This window comes from Trichocoleus sp. FACHB-46 (genome assembly GCF_014695385.1).
Taxonomy (GTDB): Bacteria; Cyanobacteriota; Cyanobacteriia; order FACHB-46; family FACHB-46; genus Trichocoleus.
Genome location: NZ_JACJOD010000076.1, coordinates 167,539 through 188,854, shown reverse-complemented (window position 1 = coordinate 188,854; position 21,316 = coordinate 167,539). Strand labels below are relative to the sequence as shown.

The 21,316-nt window shown below is 47.3% G+C and carries 17 protein-coding genes; 11 read left to right on the top strand and 6 right to left on the bottom strand.

Going from position 1 to position 21,316, the window contains the following annotated elements:
- Positions 1–4: 4 nt before the first annotated feature.
- From H6F72_RS28105 to H6F72_RS28080, 6 genes are all read right to left on the bottom strand, one after another.
- A complete protein-coding gene (locus H6F72_RS28105) occupies positions 5–877 on the bottom strand; it encodes an alpha/beta fold hydrolase (RefSeq protein WP_190443090.1) in 873 nt (290 codons plus the stop codon).
- 76 nt (positions 878–953) lie between these two features.
- Positions 954–1,331 carry a hypothetical protein gene (locus H6F72_RS28100; protein WP_190443088.1) on the bottom strand — a complete coding sequence of 126 codons (378 nt, stop codon included), beginning with the start codon at positions 1,329–1,331 and terminating at the stop codon, positions 954–956.
- A 40-nt stretch (positions 1,332–1,371) separates the two neighbouring features.
- Entirely contained in the window at positions 1,372–1,947 is a 576-nt protein-coding gene (locus H6F72_RS28095; protein ID WP_190443086.1) for a DUF981 family protein, read from the bottom strand.
- Positions 1,948–2,000: 53 nt separating this feature from the next.
- Positions 2,001–2,654 carry an MOSC domain-containing protein gene (locus H6F72_RS28090; protein WP_190443083.1) on the bottom strand — a complete coding sequence of 218 codons (654 nt, stop codon included), beginning with the start codon at positions 2,652–2,654 and terminating at the stop codon, positions 2,001–2,003.
- Between the two features lie 241 nt (positions 2,655–2,895).
- Entirely contained in the window at positions 2,896–3,525 is a 630-nt protein-coding gene (locus tag H6F72_RS28085) for a response regulator transcription factor (RefSeq protein WP_190443082.1), read from the bottom strand.
- A gap of 7 nt (positions 3,526–3,532) precedes the next feature.
- Positions 3,533–9,511: an AAA family ATPase gene (locus H6F72_RS28080; RefSeq protein ID WP_190443080.1), complete on the bottom strand. Its 5,979-nt coding sequence runs from the start codon at positions 9,509–9,511 to the stop codon at positions 3,533–3,535.
- 89 nt (positions 9,512–9,600) lie between these two features.
- On the opposite strand from H6F72_RS28080, the gene H6F72_RS28075 reads away from it, so the two are divergent.
- From H6F72_RS28075 to H6F72_RS28025, 11 genes are all read left to right on the top strand, one after another.
- Positions 9,601–10,212, top strand: coding sequence for a TetR/AcrR family transcriptional regulator (locus H6F72_RS28075; RefSeq protein WP_190443078.1), 612 nt, complete (start codon positions 9,601–9,603; stop codon positions 10,210–10,212).
- Positions 10,213–10,410: 198 nt separating this feature from the next.
- Complete coding sequence (locus H6F72_RS28070) at positions 10,411–11,016, top strand: DsbA family protein (protein ID WP_242017187.1); 606 nt, start codon at positions 10,411–10,413, stop codon at positions 11,014–11,016.
- Between the two features lie 59 nt (positions 11,017–11,075).
- Positions 11,076–11,645, top strand: a complete 570-nt coding sequence (locus tag H6F72_RS28065) for a DUF981 family protein (RefSeq protein ID WP_190443076.1) — start codon at positions 11,076–11,078, stop codon at positions 11,643–11,645.
- Positions 11,646–11,707: 62 nt separating this feature from the next.
- A complete protein-coding gene (locus H6F72_RS28060; RefSeq protein ID WP_242017186.1) occupies positions 11,708–11,932 on the top strand; it encodes an alpha/beta fold hydrolase in 225 nt (74 codons plus the stop codon).
- 509 nt (positions 11,933–12,441) lie between these two features.
- A complete protein-coding gene (locus H6F72_RS28055; protein ID WP_190443074.1) occupies positions 12,442–13,191 on the top strand; it encodes an alpha/beta hydrolase in 750 nt (249 codons plus the stop codon).
- A 93-nt stretch (positions 13,192–13,284) separates the two neighbouring features.
- On the top strand, positions 13,285–14,121 hold the full coding sequence (locus H6F72_RS28050) for an alpha/beta fold hydrolase (RefSeq protein WP_190443072.1): 837 nt from the start codon (positions 13,285–13,287) through the stop codon (positions 14,119–14,121).
- A gap of 109 nt (positions 14,122–14,230) precedes the next feature.
- Complete coding sequence (locus H6F72_RS28045) at positions 14,231–14,806, top strand: antibiotic biosynthesis monooxygenase (RefSeq protein WP_190443070.1); 576 nt, start codon at positions 14,231–14,233, stop codon at positions 14,804–14,806.
- Positions 14,807–14,883: 77 nt separating this feature from the next.
- Positions 14,884–15,159: a UBP-type zinc finger domain-containing protein gene (locus tag H6F72_RS28040; protein WP_190443068.1), complete on the top strand. Its 276-nt coding sequence runs from the start codon at positions 14,884–14,886 to the stop codon at positions 15,157–15,159.
- Between the two features lie 171 nt (positions 15,160–15,330).
- Positions 15,331–16,992, top strand: coding sequence for a response regulator (locus H6F72_RS28035; RefSeq protein ID WP_190443066.1), 1,662 nt, complete (start codon positions 15,331–15,333; stop codon positions 16,990–16,992).
- 1 nt (position 16,993) lies between these two features.
- The gene (locus H6F72_RS28030) at positions 16,994–18,397 is read left to right on the top strand and encodes a sensor histidine kinase (RefSeq protein WP_190443064.1); all 1,404 of its coding nucleotides are present in this window, start codon (positions 16,994–16,996) and stop codon (positions 18,395–18,397) included.
- 248 nt (positions 18,398–18,645) lie between these two features.
- Complete coding sequence (locus H6F72_RS28025) at positions 18,646–21,249, top strand: cache domain-containing protein (protein WP_190443062.1); 2,604 nt, start codon at positions 18,646–18,648, stop codon at positions 21,247–21,249.
- Positions 21,250–21,316 lie beyond the last annotated feature (67 nt).

The following is a 21,316-nucleotide window of genomic DNA, read 5'->3' as shown; positions in this document are numbered from 1 at the left end:
ATCTCTACAATCTCGTCAGCTCTTTAACATGAGTGGTCATAAAGCGACGGATATGGTCTGCGATCGCCTCTCCATCTTCTTCTAGGGCAAAGTGCCCGGTATCGAGTAGATGAAACTCAATATCTTTCAGATCACGCTGATAAGGATAAGCGCCCTCGGCAGGGAAGATGTCGTCATTCTTGCCCCAAACAACTAGCGTAGGAGGTTGATATGTGCGGAAATACTCCTGCCATTGGGGATAGAGCGGTGGATTCGTCCTGTAATCATAGAACAGGGCCATTTGAATTTCAGCATTTCCAGGGCGATCGAGGAAATGTTGATCCATATTCCAGGTATCGGGGCTGATCGCTTCAGGCTTGCGAGCACCATTGGTATATTGCCACTTCGTTCCTTCTAGGGCTAGAAAGTCTTTCAGTGGTTTAGCATTCTCAGGAGAAGGATCTTGCCAATATACTTTCATCGGTGCCGTAAACTCCCGCAGTCCCTCCTCATAAGCATTGCCGTTTTGCACAATCAGGGCTTGCACTTGCTCTGGATATTTAGTTGCAATTCGATAGCCAATGGGTGCACCATAATCCATTACATAAAGGCTATATTTCTTGAGATTGAGCGCGGTAATGAACTTCTCTACAATCTCAGCTAGGTGATCAAATGTGTAATTAAATTCAGCCACCGTGGGCATCGAACTGTTGCCAAAACCCGGATAATCCGGTGCAACCAGATGAAAGCGATCGCTAAGCGCAGGCATGAGATTGCGAAACATATGAGAGGAGGTCGGGAAGCCGTGCAACAGTAGAATTGTTGGGTTGTCACGGGAGCCAGCTTCTCGATAAAAGATATCCAAACCATCGATTGCAACCGTGTGAAACGTAGTCATGAAATTACCCCTTGTAAAGTTATTGAGGGATCGCAAGCAGTGAGTTTCAAGAAAATGAAGAATACCTACAGAGGATTCAGATTTTCGTACAGGGTTGCTGTAGCAAGATTCGGTTGTTTTTATACACTTCGAAAGTTCCGGACTGGGGGTTATCCAACGTGCCATCCCACACCCAGTATTCATAATTTTTGTTCCGAAACCTATACACTCGAACACCTTCCGTCGTTTGGCTGGTTCCTCTGCCCAAACTTAGATTGCCATAGGGACTAGTCGCGCGATAGAGCAGTTCACCGGAAGTAGAATTCTGCCAAATATTGATGTTGTGGTCACCCTGGCATCTCGTGCTCAGGATGATGCCAGCCGTAGAATCAGCAAAGGCAGGTAAAGAGAAATTAGCTAAGACGCTGGTTGGCAGAGCCAGAAATAAGGCGGCTCTTTTCAGAAGAGTTTTCATTATTTGCAGAAGAGCGTAATGAATTTCAATAGAAACGTAGCTATTTTGTCAGGGTTTGGGGTTGCCACGTCGAGAAGTTAGCAAGATGTCCCCAGTAGGCACTCAATCCAATAAAAGCAAAGATAAGAGCTGCCACAATTAACACAATTGCTCCAATCGTTCGCAAGAATCGGTTTTCTTTGAAATAGAGCGTCGGAGCAGAAAAAATTCCTCCCAAGCCAACTAAAATGAACCCAATGCCTGTAAGCAGAGGAAGTTGTGTGATTCCCAGGTTGATGATGCGAAGGCCAATTAGAAGCGATACAAGTCCTGCAAAGAAGCCATAAGCAGCGAGGGTCAGTAGGTCCCAACCCATTGCCAGAGCGAGTGAAGTGCCGACGAAGAGAATGCCAAACAGAACCGTTGTTTCACCAAAGGCAATATTGAAACTACCAATAATGGGCCAGGTAAATGTCATGTGTAAACCAGTGGCTAAAGCGATCCCACCGACAACCCCAAAGCCTGGAATCCAGCGTCTCTGATTTGGCTCACCCAGACCAAAATAGACATAGGCAGCTAACAGAGCGAGTCCAGCCGCCAGGTTAATGAGCATGAGTGTGAGGTAATCGATAAACATAAGATCTCCCACATGTTCGGTTTTAGCGAAGTTTAGGTAAAAATTGAGTTAATCTACCCATCTTGACGACGACTTTGTTCCTGGAAATAGTCGCGCCAACTTTTGGGTAAAGCTTCGAGTTGAGTTGCGCGGTGAAGTAGCTCTGGATTGTTTTTCTCACGCACATAAAGCTGAGTGATGTCGGCAACCGTGATCTTGTTGTTATCTCGGCTCACCAACTCTAGAGTGTCTCCCGTTCCGACTTCTCCTTCTTGCAAAACGGAAAAGTAAAATCCAGTGCGACGACTGGCGAGAAATCGCTTTACCATATCGGGTCGCCCAAACCGAATCCCCAGTTTGTAGCAAGGGAGGCGAGGTTGTGTCACCATCAGTTTGACTGTGCCAATCTGAAAGCGATCGCCAATGTTTACTTCGTCTTCTCTCAGTCCAGTGATTGTGAGATTTTCACCAAAAATGCCTAGCGTTAGGTCTGTGTCAGGCAACTCAGCGCGCCAGTAATCATAATGCTCAAAAGGATAGACATAAATTGCTTTGTCTAATCCCCCATGAACCAAGAGATCAGCTTGGCCATCCCCGTCTAGGTTCAGCGATCGCACCATCACCCTTGCACTGGCTGGGACTGGCTCTTTGAAGATTCCAGTTCTCACTGTTTTCCCTTTCCAGGTCACTTCCCGTGGCAGCCCCACATTGACAGAGATGAGTTTCATTTTCAGTTCCACAGCTTTGGGTCGTGAGGCAATGGCAGCCTTCTACAGCCGTCCATTTTCTTCGCTTCAACTCTGCAACCGTTTAGATGCCCTTAATTTAAGGGGATAACTCAAATCTGTCGTCCATTCAGGGTCCATACTTGAATCCACAAAACGATCAATCATGAGGCAACCTGAAGTATTGGGTTGGCATCGAACTTAAGTTCAACTTGAAATCAAACTTAAGTCGATATGACAGGCTTTACAGACTGGCAATTCCTCGCTTTAAGGCAATGATGGTAGCCTGGGTGCGGTCTTTAGCGCCTAACTTGCTTAAAATGCGGTTGATGTTGGACTTGACAGTGCTTTCAGTAATGCTCAAAGCAGCACCGATTTCCAGATTGCTCATCCCCTGAGCGACCAACTGAAGCACCTCTAATTCGCGATCGGTCAGCTCTGGATGGGTCATGCGCTGTGCTAACTTAGCCCCAACGTGAGGGGGAATATATTGTAGCCCCTCGTGAACTGTACGAATCGCAGTTCTCAGTTCATTAGGTTTACAGTCTTTAAGTAAATATCCCTTTGAACCTGCTCTCAACCCCCGATAGATGTCCTCATCTCCGTCATAGGTAGTCAATACAATGATGCGAGCGGTATTGAACTCAGTGCAAATTGCCGTAATTGCTTCCACCCCTCCCATTTGTGGCATCCGCAAGTCCATTAAGGTCACGTCGGGTTGCACTTGACGGAACAACTGAACTGCCTCAACCCCATTCTTGGCCTGACCAATGACAGCCATATCCGATTCTTCATTGATGATAGCTGCCAATCCCTGTTGGACAATGGCATGATCATCCACAAGCAGAACCTGGATAGTCGCTGGTTGACTCATGAGATGCTTACTCCCGGTTTACGATGACAATGATTTCTGTACCTTGATTCGGCTGGCTGCTGATGGTTAATTCACCGCCAATCTGCTCAACCCGTTCACTCATCCCCAGTAAACCAAATCCCTGAGTTGGGTATACTTCCACTTCAAACCCTTGTCCATCATCTTTCACTCGTAATAGACATTGCGTCTTCTCGTACACCAACTCAATACAAATTTCAGTGGCGTTGGCATATTTAATGGCGTTGGTTAAAGCTTCTTGTCCGATACGTAATAGGTTATTTTCCACATCGGGTAGTAAAGCATAAACTTCACCAATGGTTTGACAGGTGAGATGAGTCTTTGTGGAAGACTTCATTTGATGAGTTAGATGATTGAGCGCATGATACAAGTTTCCCTCCTCCAACAATTTAGGTCGGAGGGTCGTCACGGATCGGCGGGCTTCAGCTAATCCGGTGCGGGCTAATTCATCCACAGTTTCCAGGTGTGCCTGAGCAGTCTCTGGTTTCTTGGTCATTAACTCTGTCGCTGCTCCAGTATGCAGCAGAATGCCTGTAAAGGCTTGCGCCAATGTATCGTGAATTTCTCGCGCCATGCGGTTGCGCTCTTCTAGAATGGAGGCTTCTTCGGCACGTTTTTGGTCGCTGATGTCTGTGATGAGGCTGTAGAATCCTCCCACTTGAGCATTGACATCAAAATCGGGGATCAAGGTAGCACTGATGGACTTTTTACCCACTGGGAAGGGAACTTCTGCTTCCAGGCTTACAGTTTGCCCTGTAAATACTTGATGAATAAACGGTTCAACTCTCTGATAAACGGTTTCATCGAGCAATTCATGGACGTATCTACCTAAAATCTCATCTCGACTGCGATTGAACCAGACCTCGTAGGTACGGTTAATAAATTGATAGCGACGATTGCCATCTACATAAGCGACTAGAGCAGGGAGAGTGTCGGTGATCAGCCGTAGTTCTTGTTCTCGACGACGCAGTTCGGCTTCGCTTTTCTGTAGGGCTACCGTTCGTTCCGCCACTTGTTGCTCTAAGGTACGGTTGTAATCGGTTAGGAGTTGTTCGGTTTGTCTACGTTCCGTAATGTCTTGAAAGGCTGCAATCGCATATGTCACATTACCCTGTTCGTCAAAGATTGGTGTTCCCCAGACTTCAACTGGAATGATTTTGTCGTTTTGATGAATCTCCATATCATCAATCCTAGTGCGTTCACCATTCAGCGCTCGGACGATTGGCATTTTCTCAGTTGGATATATCTGATTGGTGCCTGATAGATAAACTTGATAGATCTCCGAAAAATAGTCTGGTGACGCGACAGGGTCAATACCTTTTCCCAATAATTGAGTTCCCCGTTGATTGACATAGTAGGGGCGGCCTGTTGCATCTAATACCCCAATTCCCACTTGAACGGCTTCTAGAAATTGTGTCATGTGGCTTTCACTTGTGCGGAGCTTGGAGTAAAGTTTGGCATTTTCAATGGCGATCGCTGCCTGGCTAGATAGTAGATTCAACACCTGCGATCGCTCTGGTGAAAAAACTCCGGTTGCTAATTGATTTTCCAGGTACAGCACGCCCACAAGCTTACTTTGATTCAGCAGCGGTAAACAGAGAAGCGATCGAGTTTTGTGGTGCTGAATATAGGGATCATGAATAAAATTGCCTTCACGAGTAGCGTCATTCAAGATGACAGATTCGTGAGTTCGAATCACATACTGAATAATTGATTCTGGTAGATGATTTGTCGTTGGAAGCGATTGCAGCACTCTCGTAGTACAGACGTTCTCTCCTTGACTAAGTTCACAAGCTGCTTCGATCGCCCATTCACCTGCATTTTCTAAAATCAAGCATCCGGTTTGAGCCCCAGCAGTCTCGATTAAAATTTGCATTAAGGAGCGGAGCAACTGATCCAATTCAATTTCACTGGATATCGCCTGAGAGGCTTTCAGCACAGCCGCTAAATCTAAAGCAAGGTCTGAGCGATTAGAGGTGGTTTCAGAAGTTTTATAGGTTGGCGAAACCACATCAGACGCTTGAGGAAAAAACTGTGGGTAGCGAGTTTCTAAATCTTTCACCTTCACTGTGGCTCCCCAACGTTCATAACAGTAGTGAGCTTCTTTCATGTAGGTTTGAGCAAACTTTTCGCGACCACGCGCCAAATAATGTTTTGCAGCCAATTCGTATGCTAATGCCTCTTCCTGAATATATTCATTTTCCCTAGCTCCTTGAATCGCTTGTTCATAAAACTCCTCCGCCTCAAACCACTGCCCCAAAACTTGTGCCGTCTCTGCTTGAACTAAATTATATTTATGCAAATAGTTCATTGGCGCATGATGTGCCCATAGCTTCATTTTCTCCTGGCTTAGGGTAACTTCTTGGAGGAGTTCTTTCTGTACTTGATTGCTGCTTTCAGGATATATTGCGAGCCTTGCGAGAGAAATATAGAGATAGTACAGAGGCTCAAGAGATGTGCCTGTTAATCGAATCAGATAACTTCCCGCTAGGACTCCGTTTTCAACAGCTTGAGCATATTCAGAAAAAAGGTAGCATAGGAAAAGTTTGTTAAAATAGACAGAAAAGATGCTGCTTCCATCATTTCTGGATTCGTATTTTGGCAGTTCATTGTCCTCATTGTAGGATTCGCCAACTAGTTGGGTTGGGTTGGCCGATTGTCCTGTCAAGTTTATGATGGCCTGCCGAAATATCTGATTCCAGGTATATGCTGTTTCTTGCTTAATTTGACGAATTGCTTCTCCATAGATCGCCATATTGTGTTCAACTTCTATGAGTTCTTTTCCATTCGCATAGGATTGAAAGCAGTAAGTATAAGCACAATAGGCAGCAAATTCTAAATCTCCAGTTTCTAGCCCGCTTTGATAGCCTTCTAACAAAGGCTTCAATAGCTCTCTAGCATGTTCTTTCCAGTGAATAATAAAATTATTTACGATATTCAAAGTCCTGGCTTTCAAGGCATGGGTATGACACTGTGATAAAAGCCTTATAGCAAGCTGTCCGAACTCATAGCCAGACTCTATGTTTCCGACCACACCACAAAGAATTAACCCAAAGGTGGCGTAAGCAAAGGGAGACACAAATGCATTGCCATACAGAATAGACAGGTTGACCTGTTTGGATGCAAGTAGCGGTGTCAAATTAGGAGCAGCGATTTGGGCAGTGATCGTGATGCTGGATAGGATTCGCATCGCCGCTAATTTTTCCAGTTCGATCATTTCTGGCAAATGGATTAAGTCCCCGATCTGGCAATTGTCAAAGAGAGATGTGGTCGCGTCTAGTTCACGGCGAATTTCCGATGGGGTGGGCGTTTTAGGGAAACTAATTCCTAGCTGCTGCAAAACTTGTAATGCAGTGTTAATGGCTTTTACTAGCTGTTTCTGCGCGATGTATGCTTGAACTTTAATTTCGTAGAGCTTTACGCTATCGAGAACCGTTTTGGCTTCTATCAGAGCAACTCCTGCCCACTGCTCTACATCTTCAAACTCACCACATAAATACGAAACTTCTGTGGTTTCTATATACAACTCTAAGGTTAGGTTATAATGACTCTGCCAGCTAGAAAATGTTAGCCATTCTCTTCCTTGAGCTAAATATTTTTTTGCTGCTCTGTAGGCGATCGCGGCTTTTGCCTTACGCCCTGCCATCAAATTTAACTTGGCAATCTCAATTCGTTCATCAGCATCAGTAACAAGGTTAATCCCGTAGTTTAGATGATCAACTGATTTAAATAGCCAGTCTGACAGAGGTTCTAATAAAGTTTTTTCGAGGAGATTGCGACCAATTTGCAGATGAATAATGTGTTTTTGTGATGGATCAATCAAAGCATAAGCAGTTTGCTGGACGCGATCGTGCAGGAACTTGTATTGCTGAAATAATAGGTCTTGATCTAATTCAGAGAGAGGCTGAATAAATCCTTCCTGGAGCGCTGGCAGCAAATCTCGAAATACTCTGTTGGAAGACTGCTCACAAACGAGCGCTAAAGTATCCAAATCAAATTCAGATCCAATACAAGCGGCTAGCCGCAAAAGACGCTGCGTGTCCTTTGGCAGTTTCTTCAACTTGACTAGCATCAGATCTACGACATTATCAGTGATATTCTGGGCTTCAATCTGAGCAATGTTCCACTGCCAGCTTCGGTGTGCAGCATCAAAAGTCAACAGATTTTGGCCATACAACATTCGCAAAAATTCATTGACAAAGAAAGGGGTGCCCTCGGTTTTACGCAATACTAACTGAGCTAGAGAACGAACGGTTTCAACATCCTGATGTAGTGTCTCAGCAAGCAACTGGCTTAACGGTTCTAGCATTAAAGGTCGAAGAACAATTTCTTGAAACACCGCTCCCTGTTTCCGTAAGCTCTCTAGCGCTAAAGTCAATGGATGAGTTGGATGTACTTCATTATCTCGATAGGCTCCGATCAAAAATAGCGATTGGGCTTGTTCATCCAGTAACATCAGTCCAATTAGCTTCAGCGTGGCGGAGTCGATCCACTGCAAATCATCTAAAAAGATTACTAAAGGATGTGACTCTGAACAAAACACCCGTAAAAATTGCTGAAAGATGCGGTTGAAACGATTCTGTGCTTCTGTTGCTCCCACTTCTATGACAGGGGGCTGTTTGCCTACAATCAATTCCAATTCAGGAATCACATCAACAACTAGTTGCCCATTGCTTCCCAACGCTGCAAGTAGGCGCGATCGCCACTGTTGCAACTGCTCATCGGGTTCGCCCAGCAGTTGTTGCACTAATTTTTGTAGAGCATGGGCGATCGCACTATAGGGAGTATTGCGCTGCAATTGGTCAAACTTACCAGAGACAAAATAGCCACGTCTTGCTGTGATAGGTTTGTAAAGTTCCTGAACCAGAGCTGATTTGCCAACACCAGCATAGCCAGAGACGAGCAACCTTTCAGAAGGTATAGGAATCGAGGAACGAGAGATATCTATATCCCCTGTGTTTTCTTCCCTTTTTATTTCTGTTATCCCTGTTTTAATTCTTGCGGCCACTCTGTCAAATGATGCCAGTAGGGCCGCAATCTCTGCGCTGCGTCCATACAATTTTTGGGGAATTTGAAACTGATCAGAAACATCATGCAACCCCAGCTGCAAGTTACCTATTAGATCTGTTTCTGTTAACTGCTGAGCACAGAGTTCTAAATCCGCTTTGATGCCCCATGCACTCTGATAGCGATCTTCCGCATTTTTCGCCATCAGCTTTAAAACCATATCTGACATGGCTTTAGGAATCTCTGCATTCAACTCATGCGGCGGCACAGGTTGTTTGGCGATGTGACAATGAACTAATTCAAGAATGTCAGCGGTAGGAAACGGTAACTGTCCAGTGAGCAGTTCGTAGAAGGTGATACCGAGGGAATAAAAATCAGTGCGATAATCCAACGAGCGGTTCATGCGCCCAGTTTGCTCTGGGGAAATGTACGCTAAAGTACCTTCTAGAATATGGGGGTTGTTAAAGGTAGGATTAGTGCGACCCAGACGTGTAGAAATACCAAAATCGATAACTTTAACTTGTCCCGTTTGGGGATTGAGCACGATATTACTGGGGTTGATATCTTTATGAATTACGTTGGCAGTATGAATGTCCCCCAAGATCTTCGTAACCGTAATTGCAAAACGCAGAAACTCAGGTAGAGGCATGGGGCAGTATGACTTAGCAGCGTCCCGAATCCATTTTTCTAAGGACTTGCCACCAAAATCTTCTAGAAGAATGACGAGCGTTCTTTGATAATCCTGCTGTGCGTAAGCTTTGATCACTCCCTCAAGATTAAGTGATTGGGTGATTTCATATTCCTGCTTATAACGAATCAGTTCGGATGGAGTGGGATAGTCTTGCTTAAGAACTTTGAGGATGATCGGCAAGTGATCTGATTTTCTAATCCCTCGGTAAACCAGAGAGTTGCGGCTTTCGTAAAGCTTTCCTTGAACAATGACGTTTGGTAAGGAAATCATAATTACTAGCCTGTAATTTATTTACCAATCGGTACAGAAAGTATCTCCTGCTTAACTTGGGGTGTCAAGAAAGTTTTATACTGAACAGTATGGAAACGAGAAAACTTCACACTGCTCAGGGACGTCCTCGCGCTTTCGATATCGACGAAGCCTTAGAAAAAGCTCTACAGGTGTTTTGGCGCAAGGGCTATCTGGGAACATCCTTGACCGAACTCACGGAGGCAATGGGGATTAACCGTCCCAGCCTCTATGCGGCTTTTGGTAATAAGGAAACTCTATTTCGTAAGGTGCTCGATCTTTACCAAGAGCAACAAACACCCTACATGGCCCAAGCTCTAAAGGAGCCGACTGCCCGTAAAGTGATCGAGCGAATGATGTATGGGGTGGTTGATTTGCTGACGAATCCAGACAATCCGCCAAGATGCCTCTATGCCCAAACTGTGCTTTCATGTGCTGATCCAAGCGATCCACTCTATCAAGAACTGGCAGAACGCCGAATATTAATCGAGGCAACAATTTGCGATCGCTTTGAGCGGGCGATCGCGGAAGGGGATTTGTCGTCTGATACTGACCCCGCTGCCTTGGCCCGCTTTGTCCTAACTGTCAACTTTGGCATGTCCGTCCAAGCCTCCAGTGGAGCCAGCCGCGCAGACCTCCTACAGGTGGTTGAGATGGCATTGCAAGCTTGTTCCAATCTATGAACTTAAGTTTGACATCAAGCCAATACCTTTGATTACCCAAAGATTGATCGTTGTATGGCTTCAACAATGGACCTTGAATGGAAGACAGCTTAGCGTTAGTCCCCTAAATTAGGGTCATACAAACAGTTCTAGGGCTGAGGCAAAGAGATTTCACAGTACGTCTCGTATAATGAACCCTCTTTGCTTCTCAGGTTTAGCATGAGTCACGATATTTCTGAAGAAGCATCTGGCGATTCTCCAATGGAGATACAGAGTGAACGCAACTCGTTAGTGCTACCTCCCTCCGAGCGAGACTACCGCCAGGGAAAACTCGATGCCAACGTGGTGCTCGTTGAGTATGGAGATTATCAGTGTCTTGAGTGTAAAGAACTTTATTCCTTAATTAAGGCAATTCAAGCACAGCTTGATGTGACCTTCGCGGAGGAAAATTATCTATGCTTTGTGTTTCGGCAGTTCCCTCAACTTCAACTCCATCCTCAAGCTCAAAAGGCAGCGGCAGCAGCTCTAGCAGCAGGGGCACAGGGGCAGTTCTGGCAGATGCACGATATGTTATTCACCCATCAACAAGCCTTAGGCAGTGGCTATTTGGTGGAGTATGCCAATGATCTCGGACTCGATATCTGCCAGTTTTTGCGAGCCATCAGCAGACAAGTGCACCGCGATCGTATCAATGAGGATATCACCAGCGGAATGCAAAGTGGCGTCGAAGCTGCGCCAGCCCTGTTTATCAATGGGAGGCGGTATCGCGATCGCTGGGACATTGAGCCATTGATGGCAGCTATTGCCCCCAATTCAGGTGATTAATCAGCATTCCACACTCTTTATCTACGTCTCAATAAAACCGAGCATTTATAGGAGATCTCATGTTTATTGATTACATTACACTCATGCTCATTAACCTGGCGGCTGGCCTGGCTCTATTAGCTGCCTATGTGTATTTCGGTCTGGGTGAGTCAAATCAGAGACGTTGGATTCCAGGCTTCGGGGTCGTGGGTGCGATCGCGTTAGTCACTGGCTTACACATGACGTTGACTTGGCCTGTGATTGGTAGTTTCAATATTGCTTTTGGTGAAACAACAGTCCTGTTTGGCATTCTCCTCGTCGGAACTTCACTCGCTCTGGCAATGGGTTGGGACCTGCTGACCCTCGGTGCTTATGGCTTCTTTGCAGGACTTGTATCGCTTGTAATTGGCTTTCGTATCATCAACCTAGGCGCAATACCGATTTCCCTGTTGGCAGGACTTGGGTTCATTCTAGTTGGTCTCGGAGGAGTTTTCTCTGCCCCAACGCTCTACTTCAAGAAGAATTGGTTTCTGCGAAGTATTGGAGCAATTGTATTAATTACGGCAGCTCTCATCTTTACGTTTATTGGATTGAGTTCTTACTGGGCACACCTTGCTAACTTCTCGACGTGGCAACCCATGCCAAAGTAGTTGCCGTAAATGCACCACAGTTTTGCCTTCAATAAACCAATAAGTCCACTAGGGGGCATTCCATGATCACATATTGCACGATCGCGATCGATAGTTTAGATATCTTTTATCGAGAAGTTGGTTCCCGTGACAATCCAACGATTTTGCTGTTGCACCGCTTCCCGACCTCCTCTCACATGTTCCGCAATCTCATGCCTGCGCTTGCTGATAAATTCCATCTGATCGCACCGGATTATCCGGGCTTATCTTTTCACTTAGTTCCTAATCTTTGGGCGGGAAGGGAGTAAGCTAAGGTGCCAAGCTTACAGACTGGCAATCCTTCGTTTTAATGCAAATCCATTAAGGCTACATCGGGTTGCACTTGGCGGAACAGCGCGATCGCCTCAACCTCATCTTTAGCCTGAGTAATCACAGCCATATCCGTATCTTCATTAATGACGGCACTATGAGTTTTGCCTCTAAGTTTGAGATAGATCTGAACTTAAGTTGGATGCCAACCCCATACTTCAGATTGCCTAATGGCTGATCGTTGTGTGGCTGCAAGTATGAACTTGGAATGGACGACAGATCTGAGGGAGTTCCCTAAATTAGGGTGATGCAAATTAAGACAATCCAAAGATAGCTCGATGCGACCTCTGCTGCGGGAGACTATCTATGTTTTGTGTTTCGGTAGTTCCCTCAACCTCAAATTCATCCTATCAACAAGTATGAAGAAGCGGCTATTTGGTGGAGTATGCTAATCATCAAAATTCAAAAACTTTTGCTGTTGCTACTGGCATTCAGTGTTTCAATAATTGTGCTGATACGTGCAGAAGTAGCCACTTCTAAGGAAGTAACCCAAAGCTCCAACTCCAAACCCGCGATCGTTCTGGTTCACGGTACCTTCGCTGATGCCACATCCTGGCAACACATCATTCCGTTGCTAGAACAAGATGGCTACACTGTGACGGCTGTGCAGAATACGCTCACCTCTCTCCCAGAAGATATTGCCACCACTAAGCGAGTGATTGATGCTCAGAAGGGTGCTGTCGTGGTGGTTGGACATTCTTATGGGGGAAGCGTGATTACGAGCGCGGCAGCTACCAACCCACAAGTCAAGGCATTGGTTTATATCGCTGGTTTTGCCCCCGAAGCAGGCGAAAAAATTAGTGAGTTGAATGGTAGGTATGCAGCCCCCCCACTCAGCACCGCAATTGTGCCTGATACCGCAGGCTTTCTCTTCATTGATCGAGCCAAGCTACATGAGTTCTTTGCTCAGGATGTTTCCTTAGCTGAGGCCCGAGTGATGGCAGCGACCCAAAAGCCAGTCGCTAGTATCGCTTTCAATCAAGCAGTGGATCGCGCTGCCTGGAAAACAATTCCCTCCTGGTATCTCGTGACTCAAGAAGACCGGGCGATCAACCCTGAACTTGAGCGCTTTATGGCAAAACGCATCGGTGCCAAAACTAGCGAGATCAAGTCCAGTCATGTGCCCTTTGTCTCTCATCCCAAAGAGGTTGCTAAATTTATCGAGGCGGCTGCAACTGCTGCGATGAAAGCATCCTAGCTTAGTTGAAATACTGTTTTGTGGCCAAGAAGAGTAGCCTCTTGGCACAGGTGAATGATTCCACAGACTTACTCACAGAAAGGAGACTTTAAAGTGTCTTACGTCACCGTTGGCAAAGAAAATTCTGGCACTATCGATATCTACTACGAAGACCACGGAACAGGTCAGCCTGTGGTTCTCATTCACGGTTTTCCGTTGAACGGACATTCCTGGGAAAAGCAAGTAGGGGTTTTGCTGGCAGCAGGCTACCGAGTCATCACGTACGATCGCCGGGGTTTTGGCAACTCTAGTCAGCCATCCTTTGGCTATGACTACGACACCTTCGCCGCAGATTTAAACACACTCATCACAGAACTGGACCTGCGTGATGTTTTGCTGGTTGGCTTCTCGATGGGGACGGGTGAAGTGACGCGCTATCTCGGCAAGTACGGCTCAGAGCGGGTGAGTAAAGCAGTACTAATGGCTCCGGTGCCCCCCTTCCTGTTGAAGACCGACGATAACCCGGAAGGAGTGGATCAAAGCGTCTTCGATGGCATTATGAAGAGCATTGTCGCAGACCGTCCCGCCTATCTCTCTACATTTCTTCACAATTTCTTTAATGTCGATGTATTTCTCGGCGATCGCATCAGCAATGAGGCCATCCAGATGAGTTGGAATGTTGCGGCAGGAGCTTCTGCGAAAGGAACCTTGGACTGTGTACCCTCCTGGTTGACCGATTTCCGGGATGACTTGCCCCACATTGATGTGCCAACCCTGATCATTCAAGGGGAGGCTGATCGCATCCTGCCGATCGCTTCCACTGGTAACAGGTTACCGAATCTCATTAAAGGTAGTCGTCTAGTGGTGATACCTGATGGTCCTCACGCTATCAACTGGACTCATGCAGAACAAGTCAACCCCGCACTGCTAGACTTTCTCAAAGAGGGATAATCATGTTAGTGAGTCAAGTGTTGCGAACGAGTTACAGGTTTGGTTTCTGGCAGAACATTTAGTGGATACTCCATTGGTCTGAAGCGATCGCTCACTGAGGTTGCATTTCATGTTTGAACCCCAAGCAATTGGTACAGATGCAAAAACTCAGCAGGTCACTGCCATCATTTCTCATACGGTTCGCCCTGGGCGCGAGCATGGGTATGAAGAGTGGTTGCACGGTATCGCTGCGGTTGCCCAAAAGTTTAGAGGACACTTGGGAGTCAATGTAATTCGACCGTGGAATCATACTCACCCGGAATATGTTGCCATCCTCAAATTCGATCAGTACAGTAACCTCAAAACTTGGCTAGAATCTGATATCCGGCAAGAGTGGCTGGCGCGATTGCAGCCCCTAATTGAAAAGCCTGAAGCGGTTCAAACCCTAACCGGACTGGAAACCTGGTTTACACTCCCAAACAGAGTGGAGATGCCGCCCCCTCGCTACAAAATGGTGTTAGTGACGTGGCTAGGAGTATTTCTCACGCTTCCTATCTCGAACCATTTGCTGGCACCACTAATGTCTGATTTGCCTATATTGGTCCAGCAACTGATCAGTACAGGCTTCAGTGTTGCCTTGCTCACTTATCTCATCATGCCACACCTAACTCAACTATTTTGCAAATGGCTGTATCCCCTTCCATAAAACTATATGGAGTTGTCAGGAAAGGCTATTTATTCTTCTCCAAACAAACTTCCTACTCATTCACATAGTAAAAACCTATGCCTTGTCAACATCTCAATGGAATGACTCTGGAGAACTTGATTCCGAAGGCTAACTACCCCATGTTCCGGTGTGAAGAGTGCATGCGGACTAACGATCGCTGGGTACATCTGCGAATCTGTCAGACCTGCGGCAAGATGCTATGCTGCGATTCCTCCAAAAATCAGCATGCACGTCGTCATTATGAGGAGAGCGGACATGCTGTGATTAGTTCAGCGGAATTAGGAGAACAATGGCTGTGGTGTTTTACCGATGAGGAGGGAAAGAACTACTGAGCCATCAATTAATCAATTCAGTGAGCGTCTGGCTTTTTCCCCGAACGGAATCGCGTTTGAGATAGCTCTCTATCTAGAAATGCTGAATATGTATACGTTAATGCAGCATCAAATCGATAAATGGTATACAAAATTCCTAACTGTGGCCGTTGAATAACAGGAGATTGAGTGATGGCAAAACCTGTAATTCTCACCGTGGATGATGATCCAGATGTGCTGCAAACAGTGTCACGGGATTTACGGCATCAGTATGGCGATCGCTTCCGGATTGTGCGAGCGGATTCTGGGCAGGCGGCATTGGATGCCTTACAACAGCTCAAGCTACGCAATGAGTTTGTGGCGCTCTTCTTGGTAGACCAACGCATGCCGCAAATGAGCGGAGTTGAGTTTCTAGAGCAGGCTCTGGATATGTACCCGAACTCCAAGCGGGCCTTGCTCACGGCCTATGCGGATACAGATGCTGCCATTCGAGCCATCAATAGTATCCAGATCGACTATTACCTACTCAAGCCTTGGGACCCTCCTGAAGAGCGGTTGTACCCGATTTTAGATGATTTGCTAGACGACTGGTTTGCGTCCTTTCGGCCCCCCTTCGAGGGCATTCGGGTAGTTGGCAACCGCTGGTCTCCCTTGTCTCATCAAGTGAAAGACTTTCTGGCGCGAAACCAAGTCCCTTACCAATGGTTAGATATTGAACTAGAAGGTGAAGCTACGCAGCTAGTGGAATATGCCGAAGCTGATGGCAAGCAACAATTGCCACTAGTTTTGTTTCCTGATGGTTCCCGGTTAATTCAACCCTCAAATCTGGCGATTGCAGAAAAGATTGGCTTACAAACCCAAGCAGAGCGTCCTTTCTACGACCTGGCTATTATTGGTGGCGGGCCAGCAGGGTTAGCCGCTGCGGTTTACGGAGCCTCAGAAGGACTCAGCACCGTCATGATTGAGCGCCAAGCCCCAGGCGGGCAAGCGGGTTCTAGCTCGCGCATTGAGAATTATTTAGGATTTCCGGTAGGCTTAAGTGGGGTAGACTTGGCCCGGCGAGCGGTAGCCCAAGCCCGGCGATTTGGGGTAGAAATTCTCACTCCTCAAGAAGTAACAGCAGTCCAAATCACTAATCCCTACCGAATTCTGCATTTGGCCGACGGCAGCGAAATTAGTTGTCACGCGCTGTTAGTAGCAACCGGAGTTGCCTATCGCAAGTTGGATGTGCCAGGCATGGACCAACTGTGTGGAGCGGGCGTCTATTACGGAGCAGCGATGACCGAAGCGATCGCTTGCCAGGGTGAAACCGTTTATATCGTGGGCGGTGCCAACTCCGCTGGACAAGCCGCGATGCACTTCTCTAAATATGCCCTCGAAGTCGTGATGTTGGTGCGATCGCCCTTAACCAAGAGTATGTCGCAGTACTTAATTGACCAGATAGAAGCGACAAATAATATCAAAGTTTGTGTCGGTTGTGCGGTTGAGGAAGTCAAAGGCGACAAAAACCTAGAGGCGATTGTCATCAAAAACATCCACACAGGCGAGAGCGAAACCGTCGAAGCTGCCTCTTTGTTTATCTTTATCGGGGCGATGCCCAAAACCGATTGGTTGGATGGCGTAGTAGAGCGAGATGAGCGAGGGTTTATCCTGACTGGGCCTGACTTAATCCGCGATGGCAAGCCTCCCAAAGGGTGGAATCAGGATCGATCGCCTTTTCTTTTAGAAACCAGTGTTCCCGGCATTTTTGCCGCCGGAGATGCGCGATATAACTCCGTGAAGCGGGTGGCATCGGGTGTGGGTGAAGGATCGATCGCGGTGCAATTTATCCATCGTTATCTAAGTAAGGTATGACATGGTGAATCGCAAGTTGTGCATCGAAGACCTGCTCAAACTGGAGGCGTTTCAACATCTGTCCCAAACCCGATTAGAGTGGGTGTGCGATCGCACTCAAACTGTGATGGTGCAGGCTGGAGAGACACTAATTCAAGAGCGAGATCCGCATCGGGGCTTATTTATCCTGGTAAAGGGTCAAATGCTGATTACCCGTCGCAGTGAGGGGACAGAGATCCCGCTAGGGAGACATCAAGCACCCGCCTTCTTTGGAGAAGTTCAAGTCCTGACAGATGAGCCTGCTCCAGTGACCCTGCGAGCCATCACAGATTGCCATCTTCACGAAATTGAGGCCAGTGACTTTCTGACGCTGTTGCACGAATGCCGCACGTTCGAGCGGATGGTGTTCCGTATTGTGGAACAACGGTTGCGTGGGTTAGAGTCCTTCATCCGGGGGCGGGAGAAAATGGCAGCCCTGGGCACGCTAGCCGCAGGTCTAGCTCATGAACTCAACAATCCCGCCGCCGCACTGGTGCGGGCATTGCGAGAGATGCCGCCAGCCATTCTAGAACTCCAGCGCATGAACTTGGTTTATGGTAAACGCCAAGTGGATGACGCACATACGCAACAGTGGCTACAGGCGCGGGATACGGGATATGACTTGATTCTGAACAATCGCGTAGATGCTGTAACTCTGAGCGATCGCACCGAAATCTTAGAAAATTGGCTAGAAGACTATGGAGTTAGCCAAGCTTGGAAACTGGCAGAACCCCTAGCAGAGGGAGGCGTTGAGACTGAAACCTTAGACCAACTGATGGTGCGTTGGCGAGATGACCCCACTGAATTACGCGAGATTGGGTTGCAATGGCTATCACTTTCGTTTGAGGTGATATCCATGATCAAACATGGTCTGCGGGGAGCAGAGCGAATTTCAGAACTGGTGCAAGCGATGAAGTCCTATTCCTACTTGGATCAAGGCACTCGACAAGAAGTAGATGTGCATCAAGGATTGGAAGATACCTTGCGATTGTTTGCTCATAAACTCAAGCAGGGAGTTCAAGTTAAACGGTGTTATGATAAGCAGCTGCCCAAGTTACTGGTTTATGGCAGCGAACTCAATCAGGTGTGGACGAACTTAATCGATAACGCCATTGATGCTATGAATGGCAAAGGAGTGCTGACCATTACCACGCAACGTAAAGAGCATTCTGTCCGCGTTGACATCATGGATTCTGGCGATGGCATTCCGCCTGAAACTCAGTCACGCATCTTTGAGCCATTTTTCACGACCAAACCTGTGGGCAAAGGCTCTGGGCTGGGCTTGGAAGCCGTACGACGCATTGTGGAAAATCGGCACCAGGGCACGATTTTGGTTGAATCGAAGCCAGGAAACACTTGTTTTAGCATTTGCTTACCTCTTGTGTAAGCTGGGGCAACCATCCTAATGATTCAGCATATTATTCGGCAGGGATGCGATCGCTCGGCTATCCCTTGCCAGAAATTTCCGATCAAGCGTGGCGCGAACCATTATGTGAGGCTGCTGAGCTACACTTAAGCTACAGGACAGGCACGGCTAGAAGGTATTAAGTAAAAGCTATTATAATTTTTGCTTTGTACCTATCATGAATGACTCCACTGCCCACTCACTTTTAAGCAGGCTCTAAACTAGGATACATGCAGAAGCTCTTGCATCCCCTGTTTAGAGATTTATCGAATGTGCCGCTCAGAGTAGCGCTCATTGTTCCTTTTGTTCTGCAAATTACCGCGGCGGTTGGGTTAACGGCATATTTTTCCTTAAGAGATGGTCAGAGAGCAGTCAATGAAGTTGCGGCTGAGCTGAGAAACGAAGTTACAAATCGCGTCCATCAGCATCTTGCTGACTATCTAGAAACTCCGCAATTGGTCACTGCGCTCAACGCCAGTGCGTTTCGCTTAGGGGAGTTGAATTTGCGAGACGGCAAGCGTTTGGAGCAGCATTTTTGGCAACAAATGCAGTTGTTTCAGTCTTTAAGCCCGATCGCCTTTGGCAGTGAGCAGGGAGAGATTCATGCTGTGGACCGCTTGCAGGACGGAACCCTCGTCATTCGCGTGATCGATACCTCCACTGCTGGCAAGTACCACACCTACACAATTAATCAGCAAGGTAATCGCCAGCAATTGATCCGACTGGATACCACCTTCGACCCTCGGATTCGTCCCTGGTATCGAGAGGCGGTGCAAGCAAATAAACCAACTTGGACAGCAGTCTATCCCTATTTCTCTTCTAGAGGGCTAGCCGTCAGTGCCACTCGACCTATTTATGACGGAGCAGGGACTTTAATTGGTGCGACCAATGCCACGGTTTCACTCTCACAACTGGATGACTTTTTGCACCGGCTGAAGGTGGGCCGCTCTGGACAAACCTTTATCATCGAGCGCTCAGGCAACCTCGTGGCTAGTTCAACGGCTGAGCTACCTTTTAGCTTGAATCTAGAGGGAGTGGCGGACCCGCGACGACGGCTAAGTGCGATCGCCAGCCGAAATCAGATGACTCGCCTGACCGCGCAACAATTACAAAAATACTTTGGTAGTTTTAGCTCTATTCGGCAGAGCCAACAACTCGATTTTGTCGTGGAGGGTCAGCGGCAGTTTGTGCAAGTCATGCCCTTTACGGACCGTTATGGGTTGGATTGGTTGATTGTAGTGGTAGTACCAGAAGCAGATTTTATGGAGCACATCGAAGCAAGCCGACGCACTACGGTTTTGCTGTGCCTAGGGGCGTTGCTGGTGGCGATCGTTCTAGGCGTGCTCACGTCTCACCGCATTACTGACCCAATTCTCCGCTTGTGCTCGGCCTCCCAATCCCTAGCCAATGGGAACTTTAACCAAACTGTTAGCCTCGGAGGGGTGAATGAATTTAGAGTTTTAGCTCAAGCTCATAACCAGATGGCGGCGCAATTGCGGGGCTCTTTTGCAGCTCTAGAAGCAGTGAAGGATGAGTTAGAGCTGCGCGTGACACAGCGCACAGCCGAATTACAAGAACGTACCTTGCAACTGGGACAAGCCCTCGATTTAGAAGCACTGCTGAAAAGAGTTACAGATAAGGTGCGGGACAGTTTGGATGAAGCCCAGATTCTAGAAACTGTGGTACAGGAATTAAACCAGGCGCTAATCGCAGAGTGCTGTAATGCCGCCCTATATGATCTAGAGAAAAACGTCATTACAATCCACTACGAGGCGGTGAAGCCTGGTTGGCCTTCTAGTCAGAGCGGTGCATTGCCTCTAGAGACTGTCTCAGATGTCCACCAAGCGTTGCTGGAGGGGCAGATCCTACAGTTCTGTCGCTTAGCACCCAAGTTTAGTAGACCTCAAGCGGCGATTTTGGCTTGCCCAATCTTTGATGATCAGGGAGTCTTAGGAGACCTATGGATCTTTCGCCTGCCCAACTGCGTGTTCGATGACCTAGAGGTCCGCTTAGTGCAACAAGCAGCCAATCAGTGCGCGATCGCCATTCGTCAAGCCCGCTTATATCAAGCAGCTCAAGCCCAAGTCGAAGTTTTGCAACATCTGCATCAACTCAAAGATGACTTCCTGAGTACCGTATCCCACGAACTGCGTACGCCAATTTCTAACATGAAGCTGGCACTTCACATGCTCAAGCTCTCTCCCTCCTCAGAGCGGCAGCAGCAATACCTAGAAATCCTACAAGCTGAGTGCGCCAGAGAAGCGAACCTAATCAATGACTTGCTAGACTTACAGCGACTTGAAGCAGATCGCTATCCTATATCCCTTGAGACAATTGTGCTTCAAGACTGGCTGACCAGTATCATCCAACCATTTTTAGCCCGAATGCAAGAGCGGGGTCAACAATTCACAGTTGATCTACCACTTCATGTTCTGCCGATTCAGTCAGACCGCAATAGCTTAGCTCGATTACTAGCTGAGTTGCTCAATAATGCCTGTAAATACACGCCACCTCAAGGCGAGATTCAACTGAGAGTTGAGCAGCAGATCGACCCTGCTCTCCCTGATCAAACTGCGGCGCTCAGGACTCAGTTTGAAGTGAGTAATCAAGCGGAAATCCCGCCTGCTGCATTGCCTCATATTTTTGAGAAGTTTTACCGTGTACCTCATGCCGACCCGTGGCGGCAAGGTGGAACTGGCCTAGGACTAGCCTTGGTACAGAAGTTAGTGGCGCAAATAGGTGGAGAGCTACGAGTAGACAGTGGCCAAGGTTGGACAACTTTTGAAGTGTTACTGGAAGGTCACAAAAATTCTGATTCTAGTCAACTCCGCTAATGACTTAGTTCCAGTAAGTAACCAGCCAAATCAGTAGTGAAGCTGCAAATCCTGAGCTTCTAGAAGC